Raw genomic sequence first — 22,748 nt, 5'->3', positions numbered from 1 at the left:
GCTATGCCTGCAGCCGCCGCCCGCCATCGAGCGCCAGCGTCAGGCCCGTGGCCATCCCGGCGCCCAAGAGCCAGAGCGCCGCCTCGGCTACCTCGACGGGCGCGGCCGTTCCCGCCCGCGGCCGCGCGGCCGCGGGCTGGAGAAAGCCCGGCAGCCCACCCCCAGCATCCATGACGGGCGCGAGCCCGTTCACCCGCAGTCCGCGCGCCGCCGTCTCGCGCGCGAGGGCCGCGACCGCCGCCTCCCGCCAGGCGAGCATCGGCATGAGCCAGCCTCCGGTCTCGACCGCGGCCGGAACCGCCGTGACAAGAAGGATCGCGCCCTTGTCCGGCATCCGATCCGCCCGCGCCGCGAGCCGTGCCACCGGACGGTTCGCCCGGATGAAGGTCTCCTCCCAGTCCTCCTCGGAGGTCATGCGGTCGGGCATGGCCGGCAGGGCGCTGGCGTCCACCACGAGGTCAGGCGCGGCGGGCCCCTCGTCATCCGTCGCCAGAAGGCTGGCGTCGAGCCCGGCCGCCAGGGCTTCCACCCGGGGCCGGTCCGCCGAGACGAGGTGGAGCGTGGCTCCCGCCTTCGCCAGGGCCCGCGCGATCGCCGTTCCCGCAGGGCTTTCGACCCCCATCACGATGGCCGTCCTGCCTGCTAGTCGCATCATGGGTCCCCTTCTGGCGCCGGGCCTCTTGCCGCGCGCGTTGAACAACGGCAAGCCGGCCGGCCACTCGGGTCTTCCGGTGCACCTTGCGGTTGTGGTTCCCATGCCAGCCTTCGGTGAATGGCGGCCGGCCTCGTTCGCGGCTCCAGGACTTGGAGCGGCTTCCCCTTGGGACCCCGTATGTCGACTTGCAGGGTTCCGGAACGCCGCGCCCCCGGCCCGGGCCTGAAGCCTGGGCAGGGGGCGGGATGGCCACGAAGGCAGTAATGACTCGGTCTATAGTCGTCGGTGAAAACGAACGTTCGTAAAAGTTCGGTGCGAAAACGATGCCCGCTGATTACCGTCCGTCGATCCTGAGCGACAGTCAGGTTTCCCCTACCTTGCGCCACGATGATCTCAGCGCCGGAAACGGCGCACTTGTCCACAGGGAATGGTCGTTCATGGATTGCGGCATCTTTTCGACATGTTACGCTGCCGCCCGGGCGCGTCTGCCAGAGGTGATCCTTCGCATGTCCCGTTTCCTTTACGGCACCCGGCTCGCCATGCGCGCCTTCGGACTTGGCGCATCCTTGGCGCTCGCCGCCTGTGCCTCGGCTCCGCCACCTCCGCCGGAGCCGGTCATCGACGGCGTCCGCGCATCGCAGATCGTTCCGGGCTATGGGCGGATCGAGGATGGCGATTACGTCCTCCCCGCCGTGCCGCCGGGCTACCTGGAGGGTGTGAACCGCCGGGCCACCGTGGTCTACCGGGGCGACGCCGAACCCGGCACCATCGAGGTCGATCCCTACGCCAAGTTTCTTTACTGGGTCGAGCCCGGAGGCACCGCGATCCGCTATCCCATCGCCGTAGGGCGCGAGGGGCGGGGCATCGGCGGCTCCTTCACCATCCGTCGCAAGGCCGAATGGCCGGGCTGGACTCCCACCGCCAACATGCTCCGCCGCGAGCCCGAGATCTACGGCCCCTACAGGGAAGGCGTCCCCGGTGGCCCGGAAAGCCCCCTCGGCGCCCGGGCGCTCTATCTCTACCGGGGCGGCGCGGACTCCTACTATCGGATCCATGGCACCAACGACCTGAGCTCGATCGGGAACTCGGGCAGCGCGGGCTGCATCCGTCTCTTTAACCACGATGCCGTCGACCTGTTCGAGCGCGTGCCCGAAGGAACGCGCGTGGTGATCCGGTCCCGCGAGGACTCGCTGCGCATCGAAGGTCCGCTCATGGTCGAGCGCGGCGTCCAGCTTCCGCCCTTCTACACCGGCGAGGGCCAGCGCCCTCCGGTTCCGCAGGCCATGGTTCCCGAGGCCTATTACGGCAGCCCGGAGGCACAATCGGGAGTGTCCTACATCCCTGACGCCACCGACATCTACGGCGAGGATGGCTTCGTCACCGGGGTCGCGCCCGCTTCGGTCCCGGCGATTGGTGCGGTCACGCCGATCCTGTCGGACGCCGAGATCCTGGCGCCCCAGGGCGGGGTCGAGATGGTGGGCGCCGGGTTCGCTCCCTCGCCCATCTGAGGGTTCAGAAAGAGACGACGTAATCCTTGAGGGTCGTCTCCAGCACCTCCCAGGTGCCGCGGAAGCCGGGGCGAATGACGAAGCTGTCGCCCGCGCGCACGATCCGGGCGGCGCCCCCATCCTCCGTGATGACCGACAGCCCTTCGAGGATGCGGCAGTACTCCCACTCGTCGTAGTGGATGCGCCACTTGCCGGGCGTGCTCTGCCAGATGCCGCAGTATAGGCTGCCGCGCTCCTCGGCGTTCCATGTGGTGAAGACCGGATCGCCCGCGACGACGCGGTCGGCCGGCGGGCGTGACACCACCGGCGCCGTGGCGTTGCGCGATAGGAAGCGGAACGTCTCGTCGTTCATGAACCCCTCCGAGGCCGGACGATTCGGTGCCCTCGCACCTTTCCAACCGGCGTTCTCCTACCCAGATAACACGGAAACGCGAGTGCAGGAGAAGACGCATGGCCGACTTCGAGACTCAGATCCGCGAAAGCCAGGCCCAAGTGCGCGAGGCGCAGGCCCGGATCTCCGAATTGACCGCACGGATCGAGGGGGCACGCCACACGATGGCCCAAGGCACCGAGGTCCGGCTCGATATCGAGAACGCCACGCTGCAGGACGTGCACAAGCACACCGAGGCCATGAACGCCAACATCGCCGAGCTCATCATGGGCCTCGACGACGTGACGGCGGCCTTCTCGCGCGACTTCGCCGGGATGCGGAACAAGACTGGCTGGGAAACGCTCGTGGGCTGGTTCGCTCCCGCGCGCTCGGAGGCCATGCGGCAGGAGCGGATGCGGCTCGCCACCGTGGACGACAAGCTGCAGGACCTGATCGCCAAATCCGACACGATCGTGAAGCTGCTGGAAGGCCAACTCGCGCTTCTGGAAGAACAGAAGACCCGCGTCGGGGGCAATCTCGCCTCCACCCTGACCGAACGCGAGCAGGTCGTGGCCGAGCTGGAGGACGTGCGCCGCCAGATCGCGGACATGGACCCGAAGATCATCGATCTCGAGAACCGGATCGGTGCCGAGACGGACCCTGCGGCGCGCACCCGGCTCGAGACCGATCTCGCCCAGATGAACGCGCGCCACAACGAGCTGGTGCGGCAGGAGCAGGTGAAACTCGCGCTGTCGCAGACGCTGGAGCGCTACATCGAGTCGGGCAAGACCTGGATGGACTCGCTCCAGAACCAGGCGGCGACGCAGATGGTGCTCATCAACAAGCTGCGGACGGACACCCGGCAGCGGGTGGTGCTCTATGATGCGTTGTCGAAGTCGCTCAAGACCGCGCAGCAGCAGGACGTGGCGCACCGCATCAACGAAATCGGTGTCAAGACCGACCAGGAGGCGCAGACGGCCATGGCCGGCATCGGCGCGGCCACCAACGCCCGCATGGCCGACATGCTGGAAGCGCACGAGGGTCAGATGATCTTCTCGCGCGAGGTGATGGAGGCCAAGGCGCGGGCAGACGAGCGGTTCATGCGCCGCTTCCAAGCCATCGTGGAAAAGCACGACAAGAACCTTTATGGATCGCAGGGCGGCGGAGCATCGTGACCGTCCGAGCCCAGGCCCGACGATCGGCTGGTGGAGGAATGATGCCGGGCGTCCTTGTCGCCTTGACAGGCCTTGGTGCTCTGGTCTGGGTAGAGGCCGTCGCTGCGGCCGCACCAGGCTGGAGCGCCGCCTTATGCGGGCTCGCGATCCTGACTGGGGCCTTGCTGCTCTTCGGGGTTCCGTCTTGGCAGCGGCTCTGCTGGGCGCGCTTCCGGTTGACGCGACCTTGGTCAGATCGTCTCGGTGCACCCCTCCGGCTGGTGTGCCGCCTGCTCACCGGGTCGGTGTTCCATTGGGGTCAGCGCTTCGATGGGGATGGGAAGGACTGCAATGCCCGCCCCTGACCTGATCCTCGATCATCAAGACCTGTCAGGCAGCGTCGAAACCCGGCGCTACTTTCGCAAGTGGGAGCGGATCACCCAGCACCTTGCCAAGGTCGCTGCCGAGGAGGAGGCCGCCGGTCGCATGACCATGGCCGAGGTCGAGGCTCTGGCGCGAAGCCTCGTGTCTCTGACGCTGAGCTTCCGGGCCTTGGCACTGAAGTACCATTTCGCCGGCGTAGCGCGTGAGGCGGGAACGCTGACCTTCGATCGGGTGGAGTCGGGCTTTCCCGTCGCCGCCGAACTCATGGAGATGGCGGCCGACGCCACGCAGGCCCAGCAGCACCTTCAGGGGATGCCCACGGCCGAGAAGCTCAAGGACGAGATGGTCCGGGTGATCCTGTCGGAGCGGGTGACACCCACCCGGCTGCAATACGCCCTGAGCCAGCGCCTCTACTATGAGGAACTGGTGAAGGGTGGGCTCTTCTGGGCCCGCAACGACCCGGAGGCGGTCTGGCTCGGCAACACCGGCGGCGGGCGGGCGGAGCGGCGTCAATACCTGCTTCGCTGGGGTGTCTACGACGTGACGGACAACCTGCCGGTGATCTACCTCATGACGGTGGAGGACACGGGCCACGAGGGATTGCCCAAGGACGGAACGCGCTGGCCGCTCGTGCAGCGGCACCTCATGGCGCAAGCGGTGGGGGGGCTCACGCTCCTGACCATAGCCAAGGGCTTCGATGACGATTTCGCGGACCTGCATCCCAAGCGCCTGCGCCGTATCCGCATCGGCCCCATGTATTCGTCCGCGTTCACGACCCAGACCGGCCCGATCCGCGAAGTTCTGGCCGCTGCCCGCGCGCCCGAGGGCGAGGATTGGGCGCTGGCCTGGGCCGAGGAGGATCTTCTGTCCGAGCGCACGGAGGAGGTTCCCTCCGGGTGGTTCGGGACCCTCGAACGTCAGATCTTTGCGCTGGCCGAGCCCAAGGACCGGGGTATTTCGAGCCTTGAACGGTCCCTTATCCTGCCCACCCGGCCTTATCAGGCATTGGCCGAGCTCGACCCCCCCGCCTTCCGCAGCATCAGGAAGGTGGTAGTGGGCGAGGGCGGGCGCCTCCTCAGCCTGCGGTGACCAGATGAGCCAGACCGCTGATCTCATGGAACTGCGCGAGGAGGATATCCGGCGCCACTATCCGGCGGCGCTGAGCCTCCTGCAGGGATTCGACCATGCGCCGCGGATCGCACAGGCCAGCGCCGTACCGCCGACGGAGCGCTCGCCGGGAATCGGGACGCGCCGCGCCTTTCGACCTACGACGCCCGGACTCGTGGCGCAGCGGACGTCGCCGCTGGGCGCGGTGCATCTGCTGGCCCGGATCGAGGAGGTTCCGGGCTCGGATGGTCTGCCATCGCCGCTGCAGGCCACGGTCGCGCAGGCCATCCGCCGGGCCGTCGCCATTGCTCTGGCCTTGGCCGAGCAGGTCGCCCTGCGCTCGGGCCTGGCCGATCTCAAGCGTTTGAACGCGGCCGGTGGCCTGACGCCCGAGCGCCGCCCCGACTTCACGGAACTGTCGACCACCGAGGCGCTCGTGACGCTTCATGTCTTGGGGGCCGCGCTTTCGGTCCTGCTGGCCCCCCATGCCGGCACGGAGCCCGTGGAGATCGGCCATCTCGATGAGGTGCTGACCGACAACGCCCCTCTCGCGCTCCACGGCGCCCTATGGGAGCTGGATCAGGACATCGCCACGCTGGCCACCTCGGACCGGAAGCTGGCCGCCACGGTCCTGGCCTTTGCCGAGGCGCTGATGGCCCGAGTTGCCGCGCGGGCCGCTCATGCGCCTGGTCTGCAGGCCTTCACTTCGGCCGGTTGGCGGGTGGCAGCGGACGAGTTGACGATCCAGGGCTTCGTGCCGCCCGGCCGGCGGCGGGGGGGCGCTCTGCAGATGGCGTTCAAGCGCCCCGAGGAGGTCGTCGGGAATCACATCGCCAAGCACCAGGCGATGAAGCTGGCGAAGATGCTGATGGCCTACGACTTCCAGCGTCGGCTGAACCCGTTCGTCGAGGAGGGGGGCTTCATCTTCACCTTCCTGGGCGACGGTGCCCCGGGCACGGGCAAGACGACGCTGATCCAGATGATGGCCGGATTGGTCCACGGCTACTGCGAGGTCGCAGGCTATCCGTTCCGTTACCGGAACCTCAGCACGGACAACATCGACTCCTACCAGGGCAAATCCGGCCAGAACGCCAAGGCCTTCGTCACGGAAATCACCGATCCCACGGTGATCGGATTTGGCACCATCGACGACATCGATACCCTTGCCGGAAAGCGGGGCGACCGGCAGGCCTCGGCCGGGCAGCTGGAGATCACGGCCGTCCTGATGGAAAGCTTCGCGGGCGCGAACACGGTCGTACGGGGCAACTGCACCTTCGGCATGTTCTCGAACCACCCCGAGAACGTGGATGACGCGTTGCGGCAGCGCGCGGGCGCGCGGTTCCTCGTGAACGGGCCCCAAACGCGCGAGGACTACATCGACATTCTCGCGCTGCTCTTGGGTCGACATCACCAGATTCCTGTGGGCGAGCATCGGCTGAACGAGGCGCAGGCGATCCAGCGGGCGGTGGCCCAAAGCTATGCTGCGCATTCCCGCCCGCAGGAGGGAAGGCTGATCGAGGTCTGGACCCGTGTGCAGGCGGAAGTCGGTCCGCTTGACACGCTGGCCAAGATCGGCACCTACCTCAAGGCCATCCAGGAGGTGGAGCCGCGCTTCACGGGGCGCGCGGTCAAGAACATCACCGACGCCGTAAAGGTCCGCGCGCTGGACGTGGAGCTTCCCGACGAGTGGATGTCCGACCCCGACCTGTTCTTGCGCAAGGATTACGACACCAAGGCGGGGATGATCCGCGAGTTGCGGCGCCCCATCACACCGGAAATCGTCCTGCAGGAGATCAATCGCTACGCGGACTCCGAGTTCCGCTACGGCGAGACCTCCGACGAGGCAGCCGTATCCGCCGCCGTCCGCGACATGCGCCGGACGGAGGAGGCCAGACACCGGTTTCTGGCCGGGAAGGAGCCAAGGTGATCCAAGACCTCTCATCCGGCCTCGTCGTTCCGGCGCTCGTCCTGGCCATCTTGGGCTGGCTGGTTCCGCGCCTGCTGGCCCGCATCTGGCGCGAGGGGGTGGGACCGCTCCTGCTCCTCGCATTCGTTTCGACGCTGCTCCTGCTGGCGCTGGCAGCCGGCGTCTTCGTGACTCTCTACCTTTGGCAGGGTGCTCCTCTGATGTTGCTCTTCGAGCACGGTACGGCTGCAACTCTCGGGCACTTCATGCGCCTGGGACTCCTGTCGGCGCTACTCTGGGGCCCCATCATGGTGCTGTCGTTGGCGGGCCTGCCTCGTCATTGGAAGGAGGAGACCTGGTGAGGCATCTCGTCGAGAAGGGGCTGGTGTTCGGTGGCCTGATCTTGGTCGACAGCCCCGTGCTGGTCGAGCGCTATCGCAGGGCGCTCAAGCACCTGACCGGCAAGGAGTCGAAGCTGGAGGATTTCCACGTCGACATTTCCGGCTTCTCGCCTGAGATCGGGGACGAATTGGGCGACATGCACTACCTCAACCATCCCGGCTTCAACCGGCAATTCATCCTTCTGACCACCGATCAGAAGAACGCGCCCTTGCTCCACTCCGCCTTCTCCACCTCGCGCAGCGTCCTGCGCCGCTTCATCGAGGCGAACGAGACCGAGCTATTTGCGCTCACCGCGCGCGATGCCGTGGCCGGCGAACTGGTCAACTCGGCCTTCGCGGCCGACGCGCCAGCCCGTCTCTTCGACATCCGCAAGGTCACGGTGGAGGCCGACACCACCCAGGGGACGGTGGCCGCCGCAGACCGGCTCGCCGGCCTGATCGAGCGCTTCAAGACCGAGCCCGATGCCTGGTGGGACGACAAGCTCATTGCTGAGATGATCGAGATGGCCGGGGTGACGGGGGACCTCACCCGCAACCCCGTGCGCCTGCGGGCCATGAGCTTCGAGCAGGACGATTTCTGGACCTCGCACTTCGGCGGGGTCTACCTCTTTCGCTCGGTCCCGCAACCCGCGGCCATTGTCGCCGGCGACAAGCACGACCTGGGTCCGCTGCCTGTCCCCGAGGTGCTCGACCTTCAGGATCGGACCGGCATTGCCCGGTTCCTGGCGGTCAATGAACTGGCCGAGCCGGTCGTAACTGGCCGCAGCTCCGAAACTGTTGCGCTCCTTCGGCAGAAAATGGATTTCATCGCCGCCGATGTGGTGGGCACCGAGGGTACCCTTCCCCAAGAGGTGACGCGACGGGACTTGCGCGTGCTGGCCCGCCGTCATGCGGGTCAGTTGCCGCCGGAATGGGACGGACTGGCCGCGCTGCTGGCTTGGGCCGAAGAAGGAGCCCGCTGGCCACGCATCACATCGGATCACCCGGCATACTTCTACACGCTGAAGGCTCGGCGCACCCCGGCGGCCGAACTCGTGAACATGCTCTTGGCGGAGCTCGCACCGCGCGATGTCCGGCAGGTCTTCCTTTGCCACAAGGAACTCTTCTACCGCCTTTATCGCACTTGGCCCGAGGCCAAGCAGGCCTTCGTCGCCGAGATCCTCTCGAGCGAATACCGGATGGACGAGGCGGGAACACGCGAGACGATCTTCGGCCCCGAGGATGCGATGCAGGAGCCAGCTTCGCTGGCCGAAGGTCCATGGGGGCAAGTGACTCCCTCCGGGGCGGATGAGCGTGACATCATGGACCTCGTGGGTCCTTGGGGAGTTCTGAGGCGCCGCTGATGGGGTTCTTTCGCGTCCTCCTCTTTGGCTTCCTCGGTCTTGTGGTGCTCTATCTGATTCTGTCGGTCGCTCTGCGACTGCGTGAGCGGCGGCGGCTGGCCGAGGAGTGGGAAGCCGGAGACCGGCTGATCGACCGCGATATCCACATGGAGACCGGATTGGCCGACTACGACAGGTCGCTGCGTCGGCGACTCCTGTGGCTCTTGATCGTGGGGCCCATGGCGGGTTTCCTTCTCCTGCTCTATCTCCTCAACGTCTCGTGAGAAGGAAGAGTCGATGCGCGTCGTGAAATGGGTGTTCGGGCTTCTCGTGCTGGCCATCGTGGGGGCCTTCCTCCACTATGTCCTGCCCAAGCATGCAGTGGTCTATGTCACCTCCACCGAGAACCGGATCGTGTCGCCGGACGAGGTGCGGGGCTTCCGCTCATTCGGAGAGGCGACGACCAACGCCCAGGGGCAGGTCGTCACCGACGTGTTCTTCATCAACACCACCGAGACCGACGGCGGCCCGCTGGTGTTCCGAAACGAGGATACGGGCTTCGGCTTCCCGCCTTACTTCAAATTCGACAGCGCCAACCTCCAGGCCGAGGCGCAGGACGCGGTCTCGACCCGGGACACGCCGCGCTGGGTGGTGATGCGCTACTACGGCTGGCGCATCCCGTTCCTGTCGATGTTCCCCAATGCGGTCTCGATGGAGACGGCGGCCAGTTCGGACGTCCGCGTCGTGCCGTGGTTCAACATTATCCTCCTGACGCTGCTCATCGCCGTGGTCTGGGCGATCTGGGCCCGCATCCGCCGCTGGCAGCGCCGCCGGGCCGACCCGATCGCGGCCTCCTGGAAGCAGCCCTGACCGGGACGGAACCGCAGGAGAGGGGGGCTAGCCCTCTCCGTAGGGAATCCAGACCGTCTTCACCTCGGTCGCGGCCTCGATAAAGCTGCGGTCGTCAGGGCGGGTCCAGTCGCGGGCGCGGGTTTCGACCCAGGTGCGCTTCAGATTGCCGGCGGATTTCGCTTCGATCGTCCGAGCTAGCGGCTGCGAGCTGAAGCTCCAGACTGCGTCGATATCGAGATGCGAGGCCAGCACCGGTGCCAGCTCCCCGTGCGAGCCTGTCAGGATGTTCACTACGCCGCTTGGCACGTCCGAGGTCTCCAGAACCTGATAGAAGTCCGTCGCGGCGAGCGGGAAGGGCTCGGAGGCCACAAGGATCGCCCGGTTTCCCAAGGCGATGGCGGGGGCCAGCGTGGCCACGAGGCCGAGGAGCGGCGAACGGTCGTCGCAGAGGACGCCGATGGTGCCCACGGGCTCGCGCATGGCCAGGGCGACGCCCCGGAACGGCGCTCCGGCCGCGCGGCCATCGACCTTGTCGGCCCAGGCGGCCCAGCGGAAGAGGGTGCGGATCGAGGCCTCGACCTCCTCGGCGCCGCCTCGGCTGGTCAGGCCGTCGATGCGGCGGGCGAACTCGGCGGCGCGGGCGGATAGGTTCTCGGCCAGGAAGTAGAGGATCTGGGCGCGGGCGTGGCCGGTGGTGCGGCCCCAGGCCCGGGCGGCGTTGGCGGCTTCGACGGCGTTCCTCAGGTCCTTGCGGTTGGCGAGGCTGGCGTGGCCCAGGAGATCGCCTTCGGGACTCCAGACCGGGCGGGAGTATCCGCCGTCGGGCCGGGCCTGCTTGCCGCCGATGTAGAGCTTGTGGGTGCGGTCGAGCGGATCGACGGGCGCGCCCTCGCCCGCGAAGGGCTCGACCGGCTTCAGAGGTTCACCGACCTCGCGGGCGGGTCGGGTGTAGGCCGTCAGGCCCTCCCATCCGCCCTCGCGCCCGAACCCGCTCTCGCGCACCCCGCCGAAGGGGGCGGCCGCGTCGAACATGTTGGTGCCGTTCACCCAGACCACCCCAGCCATGAGCCTGGGCGCGATGTCGAGCGCGAGGTTCACGTTCTCGGTCCAGACCGTCGCGGCGAGGCCGTAGCGGGTGTTGTTGGCGAGCTCGACCGCTTCGGCGGGGGTGCGGAAGGTGGTAGAGACCAGCACGGGGCCGAAGATCTCCTCCTGCATCAGGGGCGCGGCGGGGGAGAGGCCGGTGATGAACGTGGGCGGGTAGAAGGCGCCCCGGGCCGGGAGGGGGCAGGGAGCGACGTAGCGCTCGCCTTCGGTGTTTGCGTCCACGAGGCGGGTGATGGTGGCAAGCTGCACCGGGTCCACCACCGCGCCGATGTCGATGGCCTTGTCGAGCGGGTCGCCGATCCGCAGCTTGTCCATCCGCGCCTTGAGCTTGCGGTGAAAGGCGTCCGCGACCCCCTCCTGGACGAGGAGGCGGGAGCCCGCGCAGCAGACCTGGCCCTGGTTGAACCAGATGGCGTCCACCAGCCCCTCGACGGCCGAGTCGAGGTCGGCGTCCTCGAAGACGACATACGGGGACTTGCCGCCCAGTTCGAGCGTCAGCGCCTTGCCCGTCCCGGCGGTCGCCTCGCGGATGATGCGGCCCACGGCGGTGCTGCCGGTGAAGGCGACCTTCTCCACGTCCGCCTTCACCACCATCTCACCCACGGCGCCGTCGCCGGTGACGATGTTGACGACGCCCTTGGGCACACCGGCCTGACGGCAGAGGTCGGCGAAGAGGAGGGCGGTGAGCGAGGTGTATTCGGCGGGCTTGAGGACCACCGTGTTGCCCATGGCGAGCGCGGGCGCGACCTTCCACGCGAGCATCAGGAGCGGGAAGTTCCAGGGGATGACCTGCCCGCAGACGCCCAAGGGGGCGCGGTCGGCCAGCTCCGTCTCCATCAGCTCGGCGTAGCCCGCGTGGTGATAGAAGTGGCGGATGGCGAGGGGGACGTCGATGTCGCGGCTTTCGCGAATGGGCTTGCCGTTGTCGAGCGTCTCCAGCACCGCGAAGAGCCGCGACTGCTTCTGCAGGAGGCGGGCGATGGCGTAGAGGACGCGCGCCCGGCCATGACCTCCCAAGGCGGCCCAGCCGGGCTGCGCGGCACGGGCGGCGGCGACGGCGCGGTCGACGTCGGCTTGGGTGGCCCGCGTGACCTCGGCCAGCGCCTCCTCGGTCGCGGGATTGCGGGTAACGAAGGTCTCGCCCGGCTCGGAGAAGGCACCGTCGATGAAGCCGCCGAAGCGGCCCCCGTGCGCGGCAATCCAGGCCAGGGCCTCGGCGGCGCTTTCGGGGGCGGGGCCGTAGTCCATGCTTTGGAAGATTTCCTTGATGCTCATATCACGGTCCCCGTCTGGGCGATTCGGTCTGCTGTCGTGGTCCTGCCTCCGTTGTAGCGAAGGCCGGTAAACGGTTTCCTAGGCCACCGCGCGGTGCATGAACCGGACCTTCATCTTTCGTCCGAACGCATTCGGCGAATCAGGCCAGCGCGTGCCGCCAGGAGGCGGAATAGGCCCCGGTCACGTGATGTTCGAGCTGCCGCTCGATGTCGCCCAGGAGCGAGGAAGCCCCGAAGCGGAAGAGGTCCGGCTGGAGCCAGCGGTCGCCCAGCTCGTCCTTGATGAGGGCGAGATAATTCAGCGCGTCCTTGGCCTTGCTGATCCCGCCCGCGGGCTTGTAGCCCACGCGGATGCCGGCGGCGTCGTGGTAGTCGCGGATGGCGCGCAGCATGGTCAGCGTGACGGGGAGCGTGGCGTTGACGCTTTCCTTGCCGGTCGAGGTCTTGATGAAGTCCGCGCCGCCCATCATGCAGACCAGCGAGGCGCGGGCGACATTGCGCAGCGTGCCCAACTCGCCGGTGGCGAGGATCGCCTTCACATGGGCGTCCCCGCAGGCGGCGCGCATCTCGCGCATCTCGTCGTAGAGCCCCTGCCAGTTGCCCGTCAGCACGTGGCGGCGGGAGATGACGATGTCGATCTCCTGCGCGCCGGCCGCGACGCTTTCGCGGATCTCCTGGATGCGGAGGTGGAAGGGCGACAGTCCCGCCGGGAAGCCGGTGGACACGGCGGCGACCGGGATGCTGGTGCCCCGGAGCGCGGCCACGGCGGCGGGCACCATGTCGTGGTAGACGCAGACCGCGCCGACGGTCAGGCCCGTCATGCCGAGCTTGTCGAGCATCTCGGGCGAGACGGGCTGCTTCGCCTTGGCGCAGAGACGGCGGACGCGACCTTCGGTGTCATCGCCCGCGAGCGTCGTGAGGTCGATCAGCGAGATCGCCTTGAGGAGCCAGGCAGCCTGCCAGTCCTTCTTGACCGAGCGGCGGCCGGGGAGCGTCGCCGCTCGGCGCTCGATGGCCGAGGTGTTGGCCTGCACGCGGCGGACCCAGCCTTCGTCGAAGGGCAGGCCGGGGTTGCGGGGCTCGTGGAGCGCGGGAACGGCCATGGCCTGGCCCTGGGGTCTGTCGATCTGCACGGGCGACCTCCCTTGGTTTGGGGAGATGTCGCATGGGATCGGGCCTGTGGCAAGTTTGACCAGGTGGTCAAATATCTTCCGTTGCGTCCTTGGGATGGCCGGGCTGGGTCACCTCGCGCTGGTGAAGGCGGCGCCAAGCGGCGGGGGTGAGACCATGCGCCTCGCGGAAGAGGCGGTGGAAGTGGCTCAGGTTCTCGATGCCGCAGTCCTGCGCGATCTCTTGAAGGGAGTCTCCGGTGCCGGCGAGGCGGCGCGCGGCGTGGGCCATGCGGCGGGCATTCACGTAATCGGTGGGCGTCTGGCCGAGGAAGCGCTGGACGGTGCGGCTCACATGCGGGTGGGCGCGGCCTGCGGCGCGGACGAAGCCGGCGGCACCCTCCTGAAAGACGCGGGGCGTGGCGGCGGCGGCGCAGGTGGCGCGGAGCCAGTCAGGGGCGTCGGCGGGCAGGGGCACCTCGTCGGCGGTCAGCGAGGCCAGAAGGGGCAGGAGGAAGGCTTCGGCGGCGAGCGCATCGCGGGGACCACGTTCGAGGCGCAGGGCGGCCTGATTCAACTCGGTGCGCTGGCGGATGTCGCGGGGCCGGATCGCGGGGGCCGGTCCCCAGAAGAACTGCCCGGCCAGCGTAGGATGGCGGGCGGAGAGACCGTCGATCAGGTCGGGGTGCAGGGTGACCGAGACGACCAGCGTGTCCGCGCCCCGGCCCTGGAGGGCGTGCGCGTGCTCGGGGCGAAGGAAGAGGAGCGTGCCTTCGGGAAGGTCGCGGCGTCCGTCTGGGGAATGGTGCCTTAGCGTGCCGTTCTGGACCCAGAGCAGCTCGAAGAAGTCGTGGTCGTGGAGGCCCGGGGGGCGGGAGGGCAGGAGGGTCGCGCGGGTCAGCGCGACGGCGTCCGGACCCAGGATCTCGGCGTGTCGGAGGGTGCGCAGGACGGTCGCCATGCTTCGTCTCCTCCGGCCGCGTCAGCTTCCCTTCACCAGCTTGGCCATGCCGGCGACGCCGCTTTCGCCCAACGGCACCGTCGCGAAGGGCCCGCCAAGCCGCATCTGCGCGAGGTTCTGCGGGTCGGGGGTATGCGCCTTGGCCAGGATGTCCTGGGCGAAGACTTCGGCGTTGTCCTTGGGACGGTAGCCCAGGAAGGCGACCTTGGCGTTCGAGACCGGGGCGCGGTCGTTGTTCGAGACCCCGTACACGACGCAGAAGCCGGTGGTCGGCGTGTCCACCGCCCGCTCGACCATGTGGACGAGGTCGCCGCGCGAGAGCCAGGTGCCCAAGGCGCGGGGGGTCTGCGGTTGTTCGGTCGCCGAGAAGATGCGCAGGCAGACGGCTTCCAGGCCCCGCTTCTCCCAGTAGAGGCGGGCGAGGTCCTCGGCGAAGCACTTGGACAGGCCGTAGAAGGTGTCCGGGCGGTGAGGCGCGTCGGTGTCAATGCCGGCGTTCGTTTCGTGCATGCCGACCGCGTGGACGGAGGAGGCGTAGACGATGCGGCGGCAGCCGGCGCGGTGGGCGGCCTCCCAGATCACGTAGGAGGACAGGAAATTGGGACGCAGCAGCTCTTCGAACGGCCGCTCGTCGGGGATGCCGACGAAATGGACGACGATGTCGGCGTCTTCGAGAACGGGGGCGACCTGCTCCATCTCCGCGCAGTCGGCCACGGTCCAGGTCTCGTTGGCTGCAAGCGCGGCGGGTGCTCCCTTGAGGTCCACGGAGACGAGGCGTTCGCACATGCGCGACAGGGGCTCCCGAAGGGCCGAGCCGAGAGCGCCCGCGGCGCCGGTGAGGACGATCTTCTTCAGCATTCCTTCGTCACCTCAGATGATGGCGCGCTCGCGCAGGGGTTCGCCGCGCAGGACGCGGTCGGTGCCCAGGGGGGACAGGTCCAGCGACCGCCAGCCGCCGTGGAGGATCCACTCCGCGAGGCCGCGCCCCACGGCGGGGGCCTGCTGGAAGCCGTGGCCGGAGAAGCCGTTGGCGAAGAGGAAGTTCGGCAGCTCGGGCGCGGGGCCCAGGATCGCGTTCTGGTCGAGCATGTTGTAGTCGTACTGGCCGACCCAAGTGGAGACGACGCGCGCCCGCTCGAAGGTCGGGATGCGGGTGGCCAGGGCGGGCCACATGAAGTCTTCCCACAGCGCGTGGTCCATGACGAAGTCGTCGGGGTCGGCGGCCACGTCGGGGTCGGGAACGCAGCCCGCGAGGTAGTTGGAGCCCGAGGGCAGGACATGGACCCCGGCGGGGTCGATGGTCAGCGGAATGTCCCTGGTCGGCGGCTCGGGCGTGCTGAAGAGGACGGAGTAGCGCTTGCGCGGCTCCACGGGCAGGGGCAGGCCCGCCATCGCGGCGATGCGCGAGGCGCGGGTGCCGGCGGCGTTCACGACCCAGTCGCAGGCGATCTCTTCGCCGGAGGCGAGCCGGACGCCGATGACACGACCGTTGACGATGCGCAGGTCCGCCACCTCGTTCTGGACGTACTCGACGCCCCGCTGGCGGGCCTTGCGGCGGAACCAGTCGAAGACGCTCGCGCCGTCGAAGTAGCCTTCGTCCACCGGGTTGTGGGAGCCGCAGACGAGGTCGTCGACCTCGATCCAGGGCCATTCGGCCTTTATCTCCTCGGGCGTCAGGATGCGCGTCGCGGCGCCCAGGCGGTTCTGCATCGCGGCGTTGTCGCGCAGGACGGCGGCGAAGCCCTCGTCGGTGGCGAGGTAGAGATAGCCGAAGCTTTGCAGCCGGATCGTGGGAGCCTCGGCGTCCTCCATCCAGTCGCGGAAATCGTGGATGAACTCGGCGGCGAAGCGGGAGACGAGGACGTTCACCTCGGAGCCGAACTGCTGGCGGATCGAGGAGTGCGACAGCGTCGAGGCGGCCTGGGCGTAGGTCGGGTCGCGCTCCACCACGAGGATGCGGCCCTTGAACTCGGGGTCGCGCGAGAGCCACCACGCGACCGAGGAGCCGATCATGGCTCCGCCGATGATGACGACATCGTAGGAGGCGTGCTGCGGCGTGGCGCTCATGGCTCCCATCCGTAGTCGCGTTTCGCGGCCGCTTCGGACACGTAGCCCAGGCGCACGTCGCGGGCGACGGCCTGAAGGTCGCGCTCGGAGGCCGGGCCCATGCCGCCGCCGCCGGGGAAGGCGAGGCGGACCGTCTGGCCCTCGGGGACGGGGAAGCGGGCCTTGGCGGGGAAGTCGGTGCCGTCGGAGAGCTGGACCACGGTCGGGCCACCCTCCGCGCCGCCCAGACGGCCACGTGCCGGGTGCTTCTTGCGGTCGAACTGGGCGCGGAACTCCATGGCGAAGCCCTCGCGCGGGCCGACCTCCATGAACTGGCCGAGGCCGCCGCGCGTCCGGCCCGCGCCGCCCGAGTCGGGGCGCAGCTCCTTGCGGTGGATGACGATGGGGCCGGCGTGCTCGGTGGCTTCGACAGGCATGGTCATCACGCCGGAGGGGAAGGCCGTGGCGTTGAGGCCGTCGAGGCCGGGGCGCGCGCCGGTGCCGCCGGAGTTGAAGCACAGGACCTCGGACCGTTCGCCGTTCCGGCCACGCAGGGAGACCTGGAAGTTGCAGAGAGCGCCCGCGCCCTCGGACGGGACGGTGTTCGGCAGGATCTGGTCGAGCGCGCCGAAGACGGTATCGGGGATCAGGTGGCCGATGACGTGACGGAGCGCGACGGGGTGGGGCCGGCGGGCGTTGACGATGGTGTTCTCGGGCGCGGTGACGCGGAAGGGGGCGAGCGATCCGGCGTTGTTCGGCACCTCGGGGGCGAGCGCGATCTTGAGCGCGTAGGCGGCGTAGGCGCAGGTGTAGATGAAGGGGACGTTGATGCCCTTGGGATCGGGCGCGGAGGTGCCCGTGAAGTCCACCAGCACGTGGTCGGGGAAGGTTTCCACGCTGGCCGCGAGGGTGATCGGCGTGGCGTAGCCGTCGGTGGTCATTGTATTGGAGGCGCGGGCCTTGGGGAGCCTGGCGATGGCCGCGACGGTGGCTTCGTGCGAGGCGTCCACGATGAAGTCGGCGAGCGCTTCGATGTCGGACAGGCCGTATTCGTTCAGCATCGCGGAGAGGCGGCGCAGGCCGACCTCGTTGCAGGCTGCGAGGGCGTAAATGTCGCCGATGACCTGATCGGGCTCGCGGGTGTTGACGCGGAGCATCTGGAGGAGGGTGCGGTTGACCTCGCCCTTGTCGGCGAAGCGCAGGATCGGGATCTGGAGCCCTTCCTCGTAGACCGACTCGCCGTCGGCGCCGAAGCCCCGTCCGCCGATGTCGACGACGTGGGCGGTGCATCCGAAGTAGCCCACCAGAGCGCCCTTGTGGAACACGGGCGTGACCACGGTGATGTCGTGGAGGTGGCCGGTGCCCATCCAGGGGTCGTTGGTGATGTAGACGTCGCCGTCCTGCATCGTCTCCGTGCCGATCTCGCGCATGAAATGGGCGACGGCGGCGGCCATGGCGTTGACGTGGCCGGGCGTGCCGGTGACGGCCTGGGCGAGCATCCGGCCGCGCCGGTCGTAGATGCCCGCCGACAGGTCCCCGGCCTCGCGGACGGACGTGCTGAACGCCGTGCGGATGAGGGCCTGGGCCTGCTCCTCCACGATGGAGATCAGGCGGTTCCACATGATCTGGCTTTGGACGCTCATGCCGTCACTCCTGGGTCTGGAGGAAGGATCGCGCGGAGAAGTTAACGAGTCCTTCGACCACCGCGCGGTCCCCTTTCGGAAAGGTTAACGGGCTCATGCGGTCCTCCGGATGTCGAGCACGCCGTCGGCGCGGCCCGTCACTGAGAAGCCGCGCGGGACGATGACGGTGGTCTCGGATTCGGTGATCGCGAGGGGGCCCTGGGCGGTGATGCCGTCGGTGAGGCGGTCGCGCGGGATGGTCGCGCCCTCGGCCCATTGGCCCGCGACGGGGTCGAAGAGGCGGCGGGGGGTGCCGGTGACCATGCCGGATGCTGTTGCGTCGGGGGTGGGCTGCGTGGGCGCGAGGGGGGTCGCGGCGTTGACGGCCCAGACGGTGATCTCGATGGGCAGGCCCTCGACCGCGCGGCCGAAGAGGGCGGCGTAGTCGGCGGCGAAGCGGTGGCCCAGCGCCTCGGCGGTCGGGTTCGCGGCGAGGGTGGCGTCGAGGGGGATGGGGATCTCCCAGCCCTGGCCCTTGTAGCGCATGAAGAGCTTGGCGTCAGTCAGGATCGGGGCGGAGGCGTCGCAGGAGCGGACGAAGGCGCTCGCTTCCCCGGCGAGGTCCTGCAGGATCGTGCGGGCGATGGCGGGGTCGAAGGCGTCGAGGCGCATGTAGACGGAGCGCGTGGCCTCGAAGGCATAAGGGGCACGCAGGAAACCGATGGCGGAGCCCACGCCCGCACCCGGCGGCACGAGGAGGCGGGTGATGCCGAGCTTCTCGCAGAGCCGCCCGGCGTGGAGGGGAGCCGCGCCGCCGAAAGCGATCATGGTGAAGTCGGCCAGATCCTCGCCGTTCTCCACCGCGTGGACCCGGGCGGCGTTGGCCATGTTCTCGTCCACGACCTCGGAGACGCCGAAGGCGGACTGGACGGGGTCCATGCCGAGGCGGTCCCCGACCTCGGCGCGCAAGGCGGCCTCGGAGCGGTCGGGGTGGAGGGGGATGCTGCCCCCGGCGAAGTTGTCGGGGTCGAGGCGGCCGAGGATCAGGTCGGCGTCGGAGACGGCGGGGCGCGTGCCGCCGCGGCCGTAGGCGGCGGGGCCGGGCTCGCTTCCGGCACTTTCGGGGCCCACGCGGATCTGGCGCATGGAGTCAACGTGGGCGAGGGAGCCGCCGCCGGCGCCGATCTCCACCATGTCGATGACGGGGATGCTGATCGGCATCCCGGAGCCCTTCTTGAAGCGGTAGGACCGCGCGACCTCGAAGACGCGGGCGGTCTTGGGGGTGAAGTCGCGGATCAAGCAGATCTTGGCGGTGGTGCCGCCCATGTCGAAGCTGAGGACCCGGTCGAGGCCGTGGCGACGGGCCACGTCGGCGGCGAAGATCGCGCCGCCTGCGGGGCCGGATTCGACGAGGCGGACGGGGAACTGGGCCGCCGTCTCGATGGAGACGATGCCGCCGCCGGAATGCATCAGGAAGATGGGGCAGGTCGCGCCCTCCTGCGCCAGACGCTCGCGGAGGCGGCCGAGATAGGATTCCATCATCGGCTTGACGTAGGCGTTGGCGCAGGTGGTGTTGAAGCGCTCGTATTCCCGCATCTGGGGGGAGACGTCGCTGGAGAGCGACACGGAAAGGTGGGGGAGCCGTTCGGCCAGCACGTCGCGGACGAGGCGCTCGTGATCCGGGCGCAGGTAGCTGTGCAGGAAGCCCACGGCGACGGAGTCGAAGCCGTGGAGATTCTCGGTCAGCGCCTCGATGTCGGCGCGGTTCAGGGGGTGGAGGACATGGCCCCCGGCGTCCACGCGCTCGCGCAGGGTGAAGCGGGCGTCGCGGGGGATCAGGGGGTCGGGCAGGACGAGGTTGAGGTCGTACTGCTCGAAGCGGCTCTCGGTCCGCATCTCGATCACGTCGCGGAAGCCCTCGGTCGTGACGAGGGCGGTGCGGGCGCCGCGCCGCTCGATGAGCGCGTTGGTGGCGAGCGTGGTGCCGTGGATGATCCGGGTGAGCGCGGATGGGGCGAGTCCGGCCTTGGCGCAGACCTGCCGCAGGCCCGTCAGGATCGCGTCTTCGGGGGCGGCGTAGGTCGTCAGGACCTTGGTGGAGAAGAGACGCCCGCCCGTTTCGAGCACAACGTCCGTGAAGGTGCCGCCGATATCGACGCCGAGGTTTGCGCTGTCCGTCATGGTGGCGCGACGCTAGCCGCGCCACCGTGCGAAGGGAACCCCCGTGCGGGGACCGCCGTCAGGACGCGGCGGCGGAGGGCGTCACGCCCAGGGCGGCGGCGGATTCGAGATAGACGTAGCCGTGGGCGGGCAGCGTGACCGCCGTCCCCTGGACCTCGGCGCGCTGCGGTCCCACGGGCGTCGCCCCGGCCGAGAGAGCCAGGGTCTGCGGGCGCTCGCTGAAGTTGAAGAGGCAGGTCAGGACTCGGCCTTCGTGCGAGCGGACGAGGCCCAGCACGGGCTCGGGCAGGTCGAGGAAGTCGGTCGCCCCGAGCGTCAGCGCCGGGTGCGACCGGCGGAAGGCCAAGGAGGCGCGGTAGGCGTGGAGGACGGAGTCGTTCCGCGCCTCCTGCAGGTCCACGGCGCGGGCAGCCTGAGGCGGCTTCACGGGCAGCCAGGGCATGCCCGTCGAGAAGCCCGCATTGGTCTGCTCGTGCTCCCACACCATCGGGGTGCGGCAGCCGTCGCGGCCTTTGATCTCGGGCCAGAAGGCGATGTAGCCCAGGTCCTGCAGCTCCTCGTAGAGGATGTCCGTCTCGGTCTGGCCCAGCTCCTCGCCCTGGTAGATCCCGAGCGTGCCGGGAAAGGACGACAGGAGCGCGATGGACTGGCGCGCGACCGCGTCGGCGTCGCCGCCGGGCTTGGTCCAGCGCGTGACGTGGCGCGTCACGTCGTGGTTCGAGAAGCTCCAGCAGGGCCAGCCGTCCGGAGCCTTGGTCAGGAAGGCCTCGATGCGCGAGCGGAAGTGCCGGGCGGTGTGGTCGGGGCCCAGGAACTCGAAGCTGTAGGCCATGTGCAGCTTGTCGTTGCCCGAGGTGTATTCGGCCATGACCTCGATGGGGCGCCAGTTCTCGCCCACCTCGCCGACCATCATGCGGTCGGGGTATTCGTCGGTGAGCTGGCGCATCCGCCGGAGCACCGCGAGGTTCTGGGGCCGCGTCTTGGAGAAGCGGTGGTCCTGCGCCTCGTAGGGGTTCGCGGGGAAGTCGGTCCAGTCCGAGGGGCCGTTGTCGCGCAGCGACTGGTCATGGACGTAGAAGTTCACGGTGTCGAGCCGGAAGCCGTCTACGCCGCGTTCCAGCCAGAAGCGCATGGAGTCGAGGAGCGCGTCCACGACGTCCGGGTTGTGGAAGTTGAGGTCGGGCTGCTCGGTCAGGAAGTTGTGGAGGTAGTACTGCCGCCGCCGCGCCTCGAAGTGCCAGGCGGAGCCGCCGAAGACCGACAGCCAGTTGTTCGGGGGGCTGCCGTCCGCCTTGGGGTCGGCCCAGACGTACCAGTCGGCCTTGGGGTTGGAGCGGTCGCGCCGCGATTCCTGGAACCAGGGATGCTGGTCCGAGGTGTGGGACAGGACCTGGTCGATGATGACCTTGAGGCCCAGGCGGTGCGCCTCGGCGATCAGGGCGTCGAAGTCGTCGAGCGTGCCGAAGAGCGGATTGACCGCCGTGTAGTCGCTGACGTCATAGCCCATGTCCTTGTCGGGCGAGGCGAAGAAGGGCGACAGCCAGATGGCGTCCGCGCCCAGGGCGGCCACGTGCGGCAGCCGCCGCGTGATGCCGGGCAGGTCGCCCACCCCGTCCCCGTCCGAGTCCTGGAACGACCGGGGATAGACCTGGTAGATCACCGCGTCCCGCCACCATTCGCGCATTCTGTCCGCCTCGCTTTCCGCACCGCAGCGGGATTAGCGCGGATCGGCCGGTCCCGCTAGCGGCAACGAGGCCGCCCCGTCAGTGCAGGGCGGAAGGCCGCCCGCGCGTGGCCAGCGCGCAGGCCAGCGCCAGCCCCGCCATCTGCGCCAGATGCACCAGCGCGGGCGCGAGGTCGTGGCGGACCATACAGCAGGCGAGCATGAGCGCGTCCTCGCGCTCGCCCTCGGTGGCGGTCTGCACGAGGCGGGCGAAGGCGGCCTCGTCGGCGCCCAGGCAGGGGCAGGTTCCGCCGTGGCGCAGGAGCGGCCGGCGGCAGCCCGCAAGACAGTGGCGGCAGAGCGCGTCGAAGGCGCGCGCCGCGCCCTCTCCCCGGTCGCCCAGGGAGCCGGTGAGGTCCTCGGTCAGGGCCTCGGCCCCGCCGTCGCACCAGCGGCGCAGCGCCCGGACGGACAGGCCTTCGAGCGGGGGCAGGGTGTCGAGGCGCCCGACGGGGGCGCCGCCCGGAGACATCGCGCTCATTTCGTGAGGATCAGCTTGCCCGCGCGGGTGATGCGCAGGGTGTAGACCTGATCGTCGAGCGTGATCCGGCCCAGGCCCGACGGCCCCACGAGGTCGCGGGCGTCGTGGATGGGGGCGGCCGTCGGACGTGGGGCGGTCATGGACGCAAGGGACAACGTGGCCACGGGAGAACCTCCTGGGACGGGGAGCATGGGGCTGGCTGTCCCAGGGGAGGCGGGATGGCTGGAGAGGATAGTTGAGTGAAATACTCAGGATGTCAAGCGGGACGACAGGCCTGCGCCGGAGGGGGTTTCCTCACTCCTCCTCCGGCGGGTCCGTCTCCTGAGCCTCCCAGAGGGCGGCGAAGGACTCGGCGGGGATTTCGCGCAGGGTCAGGCCTGGGTCCTCGGCCGCGGCCTCGGGATCGAAGGGGTCGTCGAGCAGGCTGTCGGATTCCTCGCGCCAGGCCTCGCGCGTGCCGGTCCAGCCCAGCTCGAAATGCTCGATCAGCCGGGGGCAGGAGCCGTCCTCCTCGATCTCGAGGGCCATCCAGACGGGCTCGTCGGGGGCGGGTTCGGCCCAGGTGGCGAGGTAGTAGCGCATGGA

21 protein-coding genes are annotated in these 22,748 nt (G+C 69.1%); 8 read left to right on the top strand and 13 right to left on the bottom strand.

The window, feature by feature from the left end; all coding sequences use genetic code 11:
• Nucleotide 1: 1 nt before the first annotated feature.
• Nucleotides 2–655 (bottom strand): SDR family oxidoreductase, encoded by a 654-nt coding sequence (locus tag FHG71_RS01950; protein ID WP_139079908.1) that lies wholly within the window; start codon nt 653–655, stop codon nt 2–4.
• A 506-nt stretch (nt 656–1,161) separates the two neighbouring features.
• Here FHG71_RS01950 and FHG71_RS01945 point away from each other — a divergent pair.
• Nucleotides 1,162–2,163 (top strand): L,D-transpeptidase, encoded by a 1,002-nt coding sequence (locus tag FHG71_RS01945; RefSeq protein WP_139079907.1) that lies wholly within the window; start codon nt 1,162–1,164, stop codon nt 2,161–2,163.
• A gap of 4 nt (nt 2,164–2,167) precedes the next feature.
• Here FHG71_RS01945 and FHG71_RS01940 read toward each other — a convergent pair whose 3' ends face one another.
• Nucleotides 2,168–2,515, bottom strand: a complete 348-nt coding sequence (locus FHG71_RS01940; protein ID WP_139079906.1) for a cupin domain-containing protein — start codon at nt 2,513–2,515, stop codon at nt 2,168–2,170.
• A gap of 98 nt (nt 2,516–2,613) precedes the next feature.
• On the opposite strand from FHG71_RS01940, the gene FHG71_RS01935 reads away from it, so the two are divergent.
• The 7 genes from FHG71_RS01935 (at nt 2,614) to FHG71_RS01905 (ending at nt 9,677) form a co-directional block, all read left to right on the top strand.
• Nucleotides 2,614–3,708, top strand: coding sequence for a coiled-coil domain-containing protein (locus FHG71_RS01935; RefSeq protein ID WP_139079905.1), 1,095 nt, complete (start codon nt 2,614–2,616; stop codon nt 3,706–3,708).
• A 330-nt stretch (nt 3,709–4,038) separates the two neighbouring features.
• Nucleotides 4,039–5,160, top strand: a complete 1,122-nt coding sequence (locus FHG71_RS01930; protein WP_139079904.1) for a hypothetical protein — start codon at nt 4,039–4,041, stop codon at nt 5,158–5,160.
• Nucleotides 5,161–5,164: 4 nt separating this feature from the next.
• Nucleotides 5,165–7,105, top strand: a complete 1,941-nt coding sequence (locus FHG71_RS01925; protein ID WP_139079903.1) for an AAA family ATPase — start codon at nt 5,165–5,167, stop codon at nt 7,103–7,105.
• On the top strand, nt 7,102–7,446 hold the full coding sequence (locus FHG71_RS01920; protein ID WP_246045300.1) for a hypothetical protein: 345 nt from the start codon (nt 7,102–7,104) through the stop codon (nt 7,444–7,446). The genes FHG71_RS01925 and FHG71_RS01920 overlap by 4 nt, the downstream gene beginning before the upstream one ends.
• Nucleotides 7,443–8,828 carry a DUF6638 family protein gene (locus FHG71_RS01915; protein WP_139079902.1) on the top strand — a complete coding sequence of 462 codons (1,386 nt, stop codon included), beginning with the start codon at nt 7,443–7,445 and terminating at the stop codon, nt 8,826–8,828. Before FHG71_RS01920 ends, FHG71_RS01915 begins: the two co-directional genes overlap by 4 nt.
• Nucleotides 8,828–9,091: a hypothetical protein gene (locus tag FHG71_RS01910; RefSeq protein WP_139079901.1), complete on the top strand. Its 264-nt coding sequence runs from the start codon at nt 8,828–8,830 to the stop codon at nt 9,089–9,091. The genes FHG71_RS01915 and FHG71_RS01910 overlap by 1 nt, the downstream gene beginning before the upstream one ends.
• Before the next feature lie 13 nt (nt 9,092–9,104).
• Entirely contained in the window at nt 9,105–9,677 is a 573-nt protein-coding gene (locus tag FHG71_RS01905; protein ID WP_139079900.1) for a DUF1523 family protein, read from the top strand.
• Nucleotides 9,678–9,704: 27 nt separating this feature from the next.
• Here FHG71_RS01905 and FHG71_RS01900 read toward each other — a convergent pair whose 3' ends face one another.
• The 11 genes from FHG71_RS01900 to FHG71_RS01850 all read right to left on the bottom strand — a co-directional run bounded on the left by FHG71_RS01900 (nt 9,705) and on the right by FHG71_RS01850 (nt 22,745).
• The gene (locus tag FHG71_RS01900; protein ID WP_139079899.1) at nt 9,705–12,041 is read right to left on the bottom strand and encodes an aldehyde dehydrogenase family protein; all 2,337 of its coding nucleotides are present in this window, start codon (nt 12,039–12,041) and stop codon (nt 9,705–9,707) included.
• A 139-nt stretch (nt 12,042–12,180) separates the two neighbouring features.
• Complete coding sequence (deoC, locus tag FHG71_RS01895) at nt 12,181–13,143, bottom strand: deoxyribose-phosphate aldolase (protein ID WP_139080022.1); 963 nt, start codon at nt 13,141–13,143, stop codon at nt 12,181–12,183.
• A gap of 97 nt (nt 13,144–13,240) precedes the next feature.
• Complete coding sequence (locus FHG71_RS01890; protein WP_139079898.1) at nt 13,241–14,110, bottom strand: AraC family transcriptional regulator; 870 nt, start codon at nt 14,108–14,110, stop codon at nt 13,241–13,243.
• 21 nt (nt 14,111–14,131) lie between these two features.
• Nucleotides 14,132–14,968 (bottom strand): NAD-dependent epimerase/dehydratase family protein, encoded by an 837-nt coding sequence (locus FHG71_RS01885; RefSeq protein WP_139079897.1) that lies wholly within the window; start codon nt 14,966–14,968, stop codon nt 14,132–14,134.
• 12 nt (nt 14,969–14,980) lie between these two features.
• Nucleotides 14,981–16,177 (bottom strand): NAD(P)/FAD-dependent oxidoreductase, encoded by a 1,197-nt coding sequence (locus tag FHG71_RS01880; RefSeq protein ID WP_139079896.1) that lies wholly within the window; start codon nt 16,175–16,177, stop codon nt 14,981–14,983.
• Entirely contained in the window at nt 16,174–17,799 is a 1,626-nt protein-coding gene (locus tag FHG71_RS01875; protein WP_139079895.1) for a hydantoinase B/oxoprolinase family protein, read from the bottom strand. The genes FHG71_RS01880 and FHG71_RS01875 overlap by 4 nt, the downstream gene beginning before the upstream one ends.
• A 93-nt stretch (nt 17,800–17,892) precedes the next feature.
• On the bottom strand, nt 17,893–19,959 hold the full coding sequence (locus FHG71_RS01870) for a hydantoinase/oxoprolinase family protein (protein WP_139079894.1): 2,067 nt from the start codon (nt 19,957–19,959) through the stop codon (nt 17,893–17,895).
• Nucleotides 19,960–20,017: 58 nt separating this feature from the next.
• Nucleotides 20,018–21,643, bottom strand: coding sequence for an alpha-glucosidase (locus tag FHG71_RS01865; RefSeq protein WP_139079893.1), 1,626 nt, complete (start codon nt 21,641–21,643; stop codon nt 20,018–20,020).
• Between the two features lie 79 nt (nt 21,644–21,722).
• A complete protein-coding gene (locus FHG71_RS01860; protein ID WP_139079892.1) occupies nt 21,723–22,163 on the bottom strand; it encodes a hypothetical protein in 441 nt (146 codons plus the stop codon).
• Nucleotides 22,160–22,303 (bottom strand): hemin uptake protein HemP, encoded by a 144-nt coding sequence (gene hemP / locus FHG71_RS01855; protein WP_139080021.1) that lies wholly within the window; start codon nt 22,301–22,303, stop codon nt 22,160–22,162. Before hemP ends, FHG71_RS01860 begins: the two co-directional genes overlap by 4 nt.
• Nucleotides 22,304–22,457: 154 nt before the next feature.
• Entirely contained in the window at nt 22,458–22,745 is a 288-nt protein-coding gene (locus FHG71_RS01850) for a DUF6881 domain-containing protein (protein ID WP_139079891.1), read from the bottom strand.
• Nucleotides 22,746–22,748 lie beyond the last annotated feature (3 nt).

This window comes from Rubellimicrobium roseum (assembly GCF_006152145.1).
In the GTDB taxonomy this organism is placed as follows: domain Bacteria; phylum Pseudomonadota; class Alphaproteobacteria; order Rhodobacterales; family Rhodobacteraceae; genus Rubellimicrobium; species Rubellimicrobium roseum.
The sequence above is the reverse complement of the archived record's forward strand: the minus strand, read 5'-3'. Positions and strand labels throughout refer to the sequence as shown.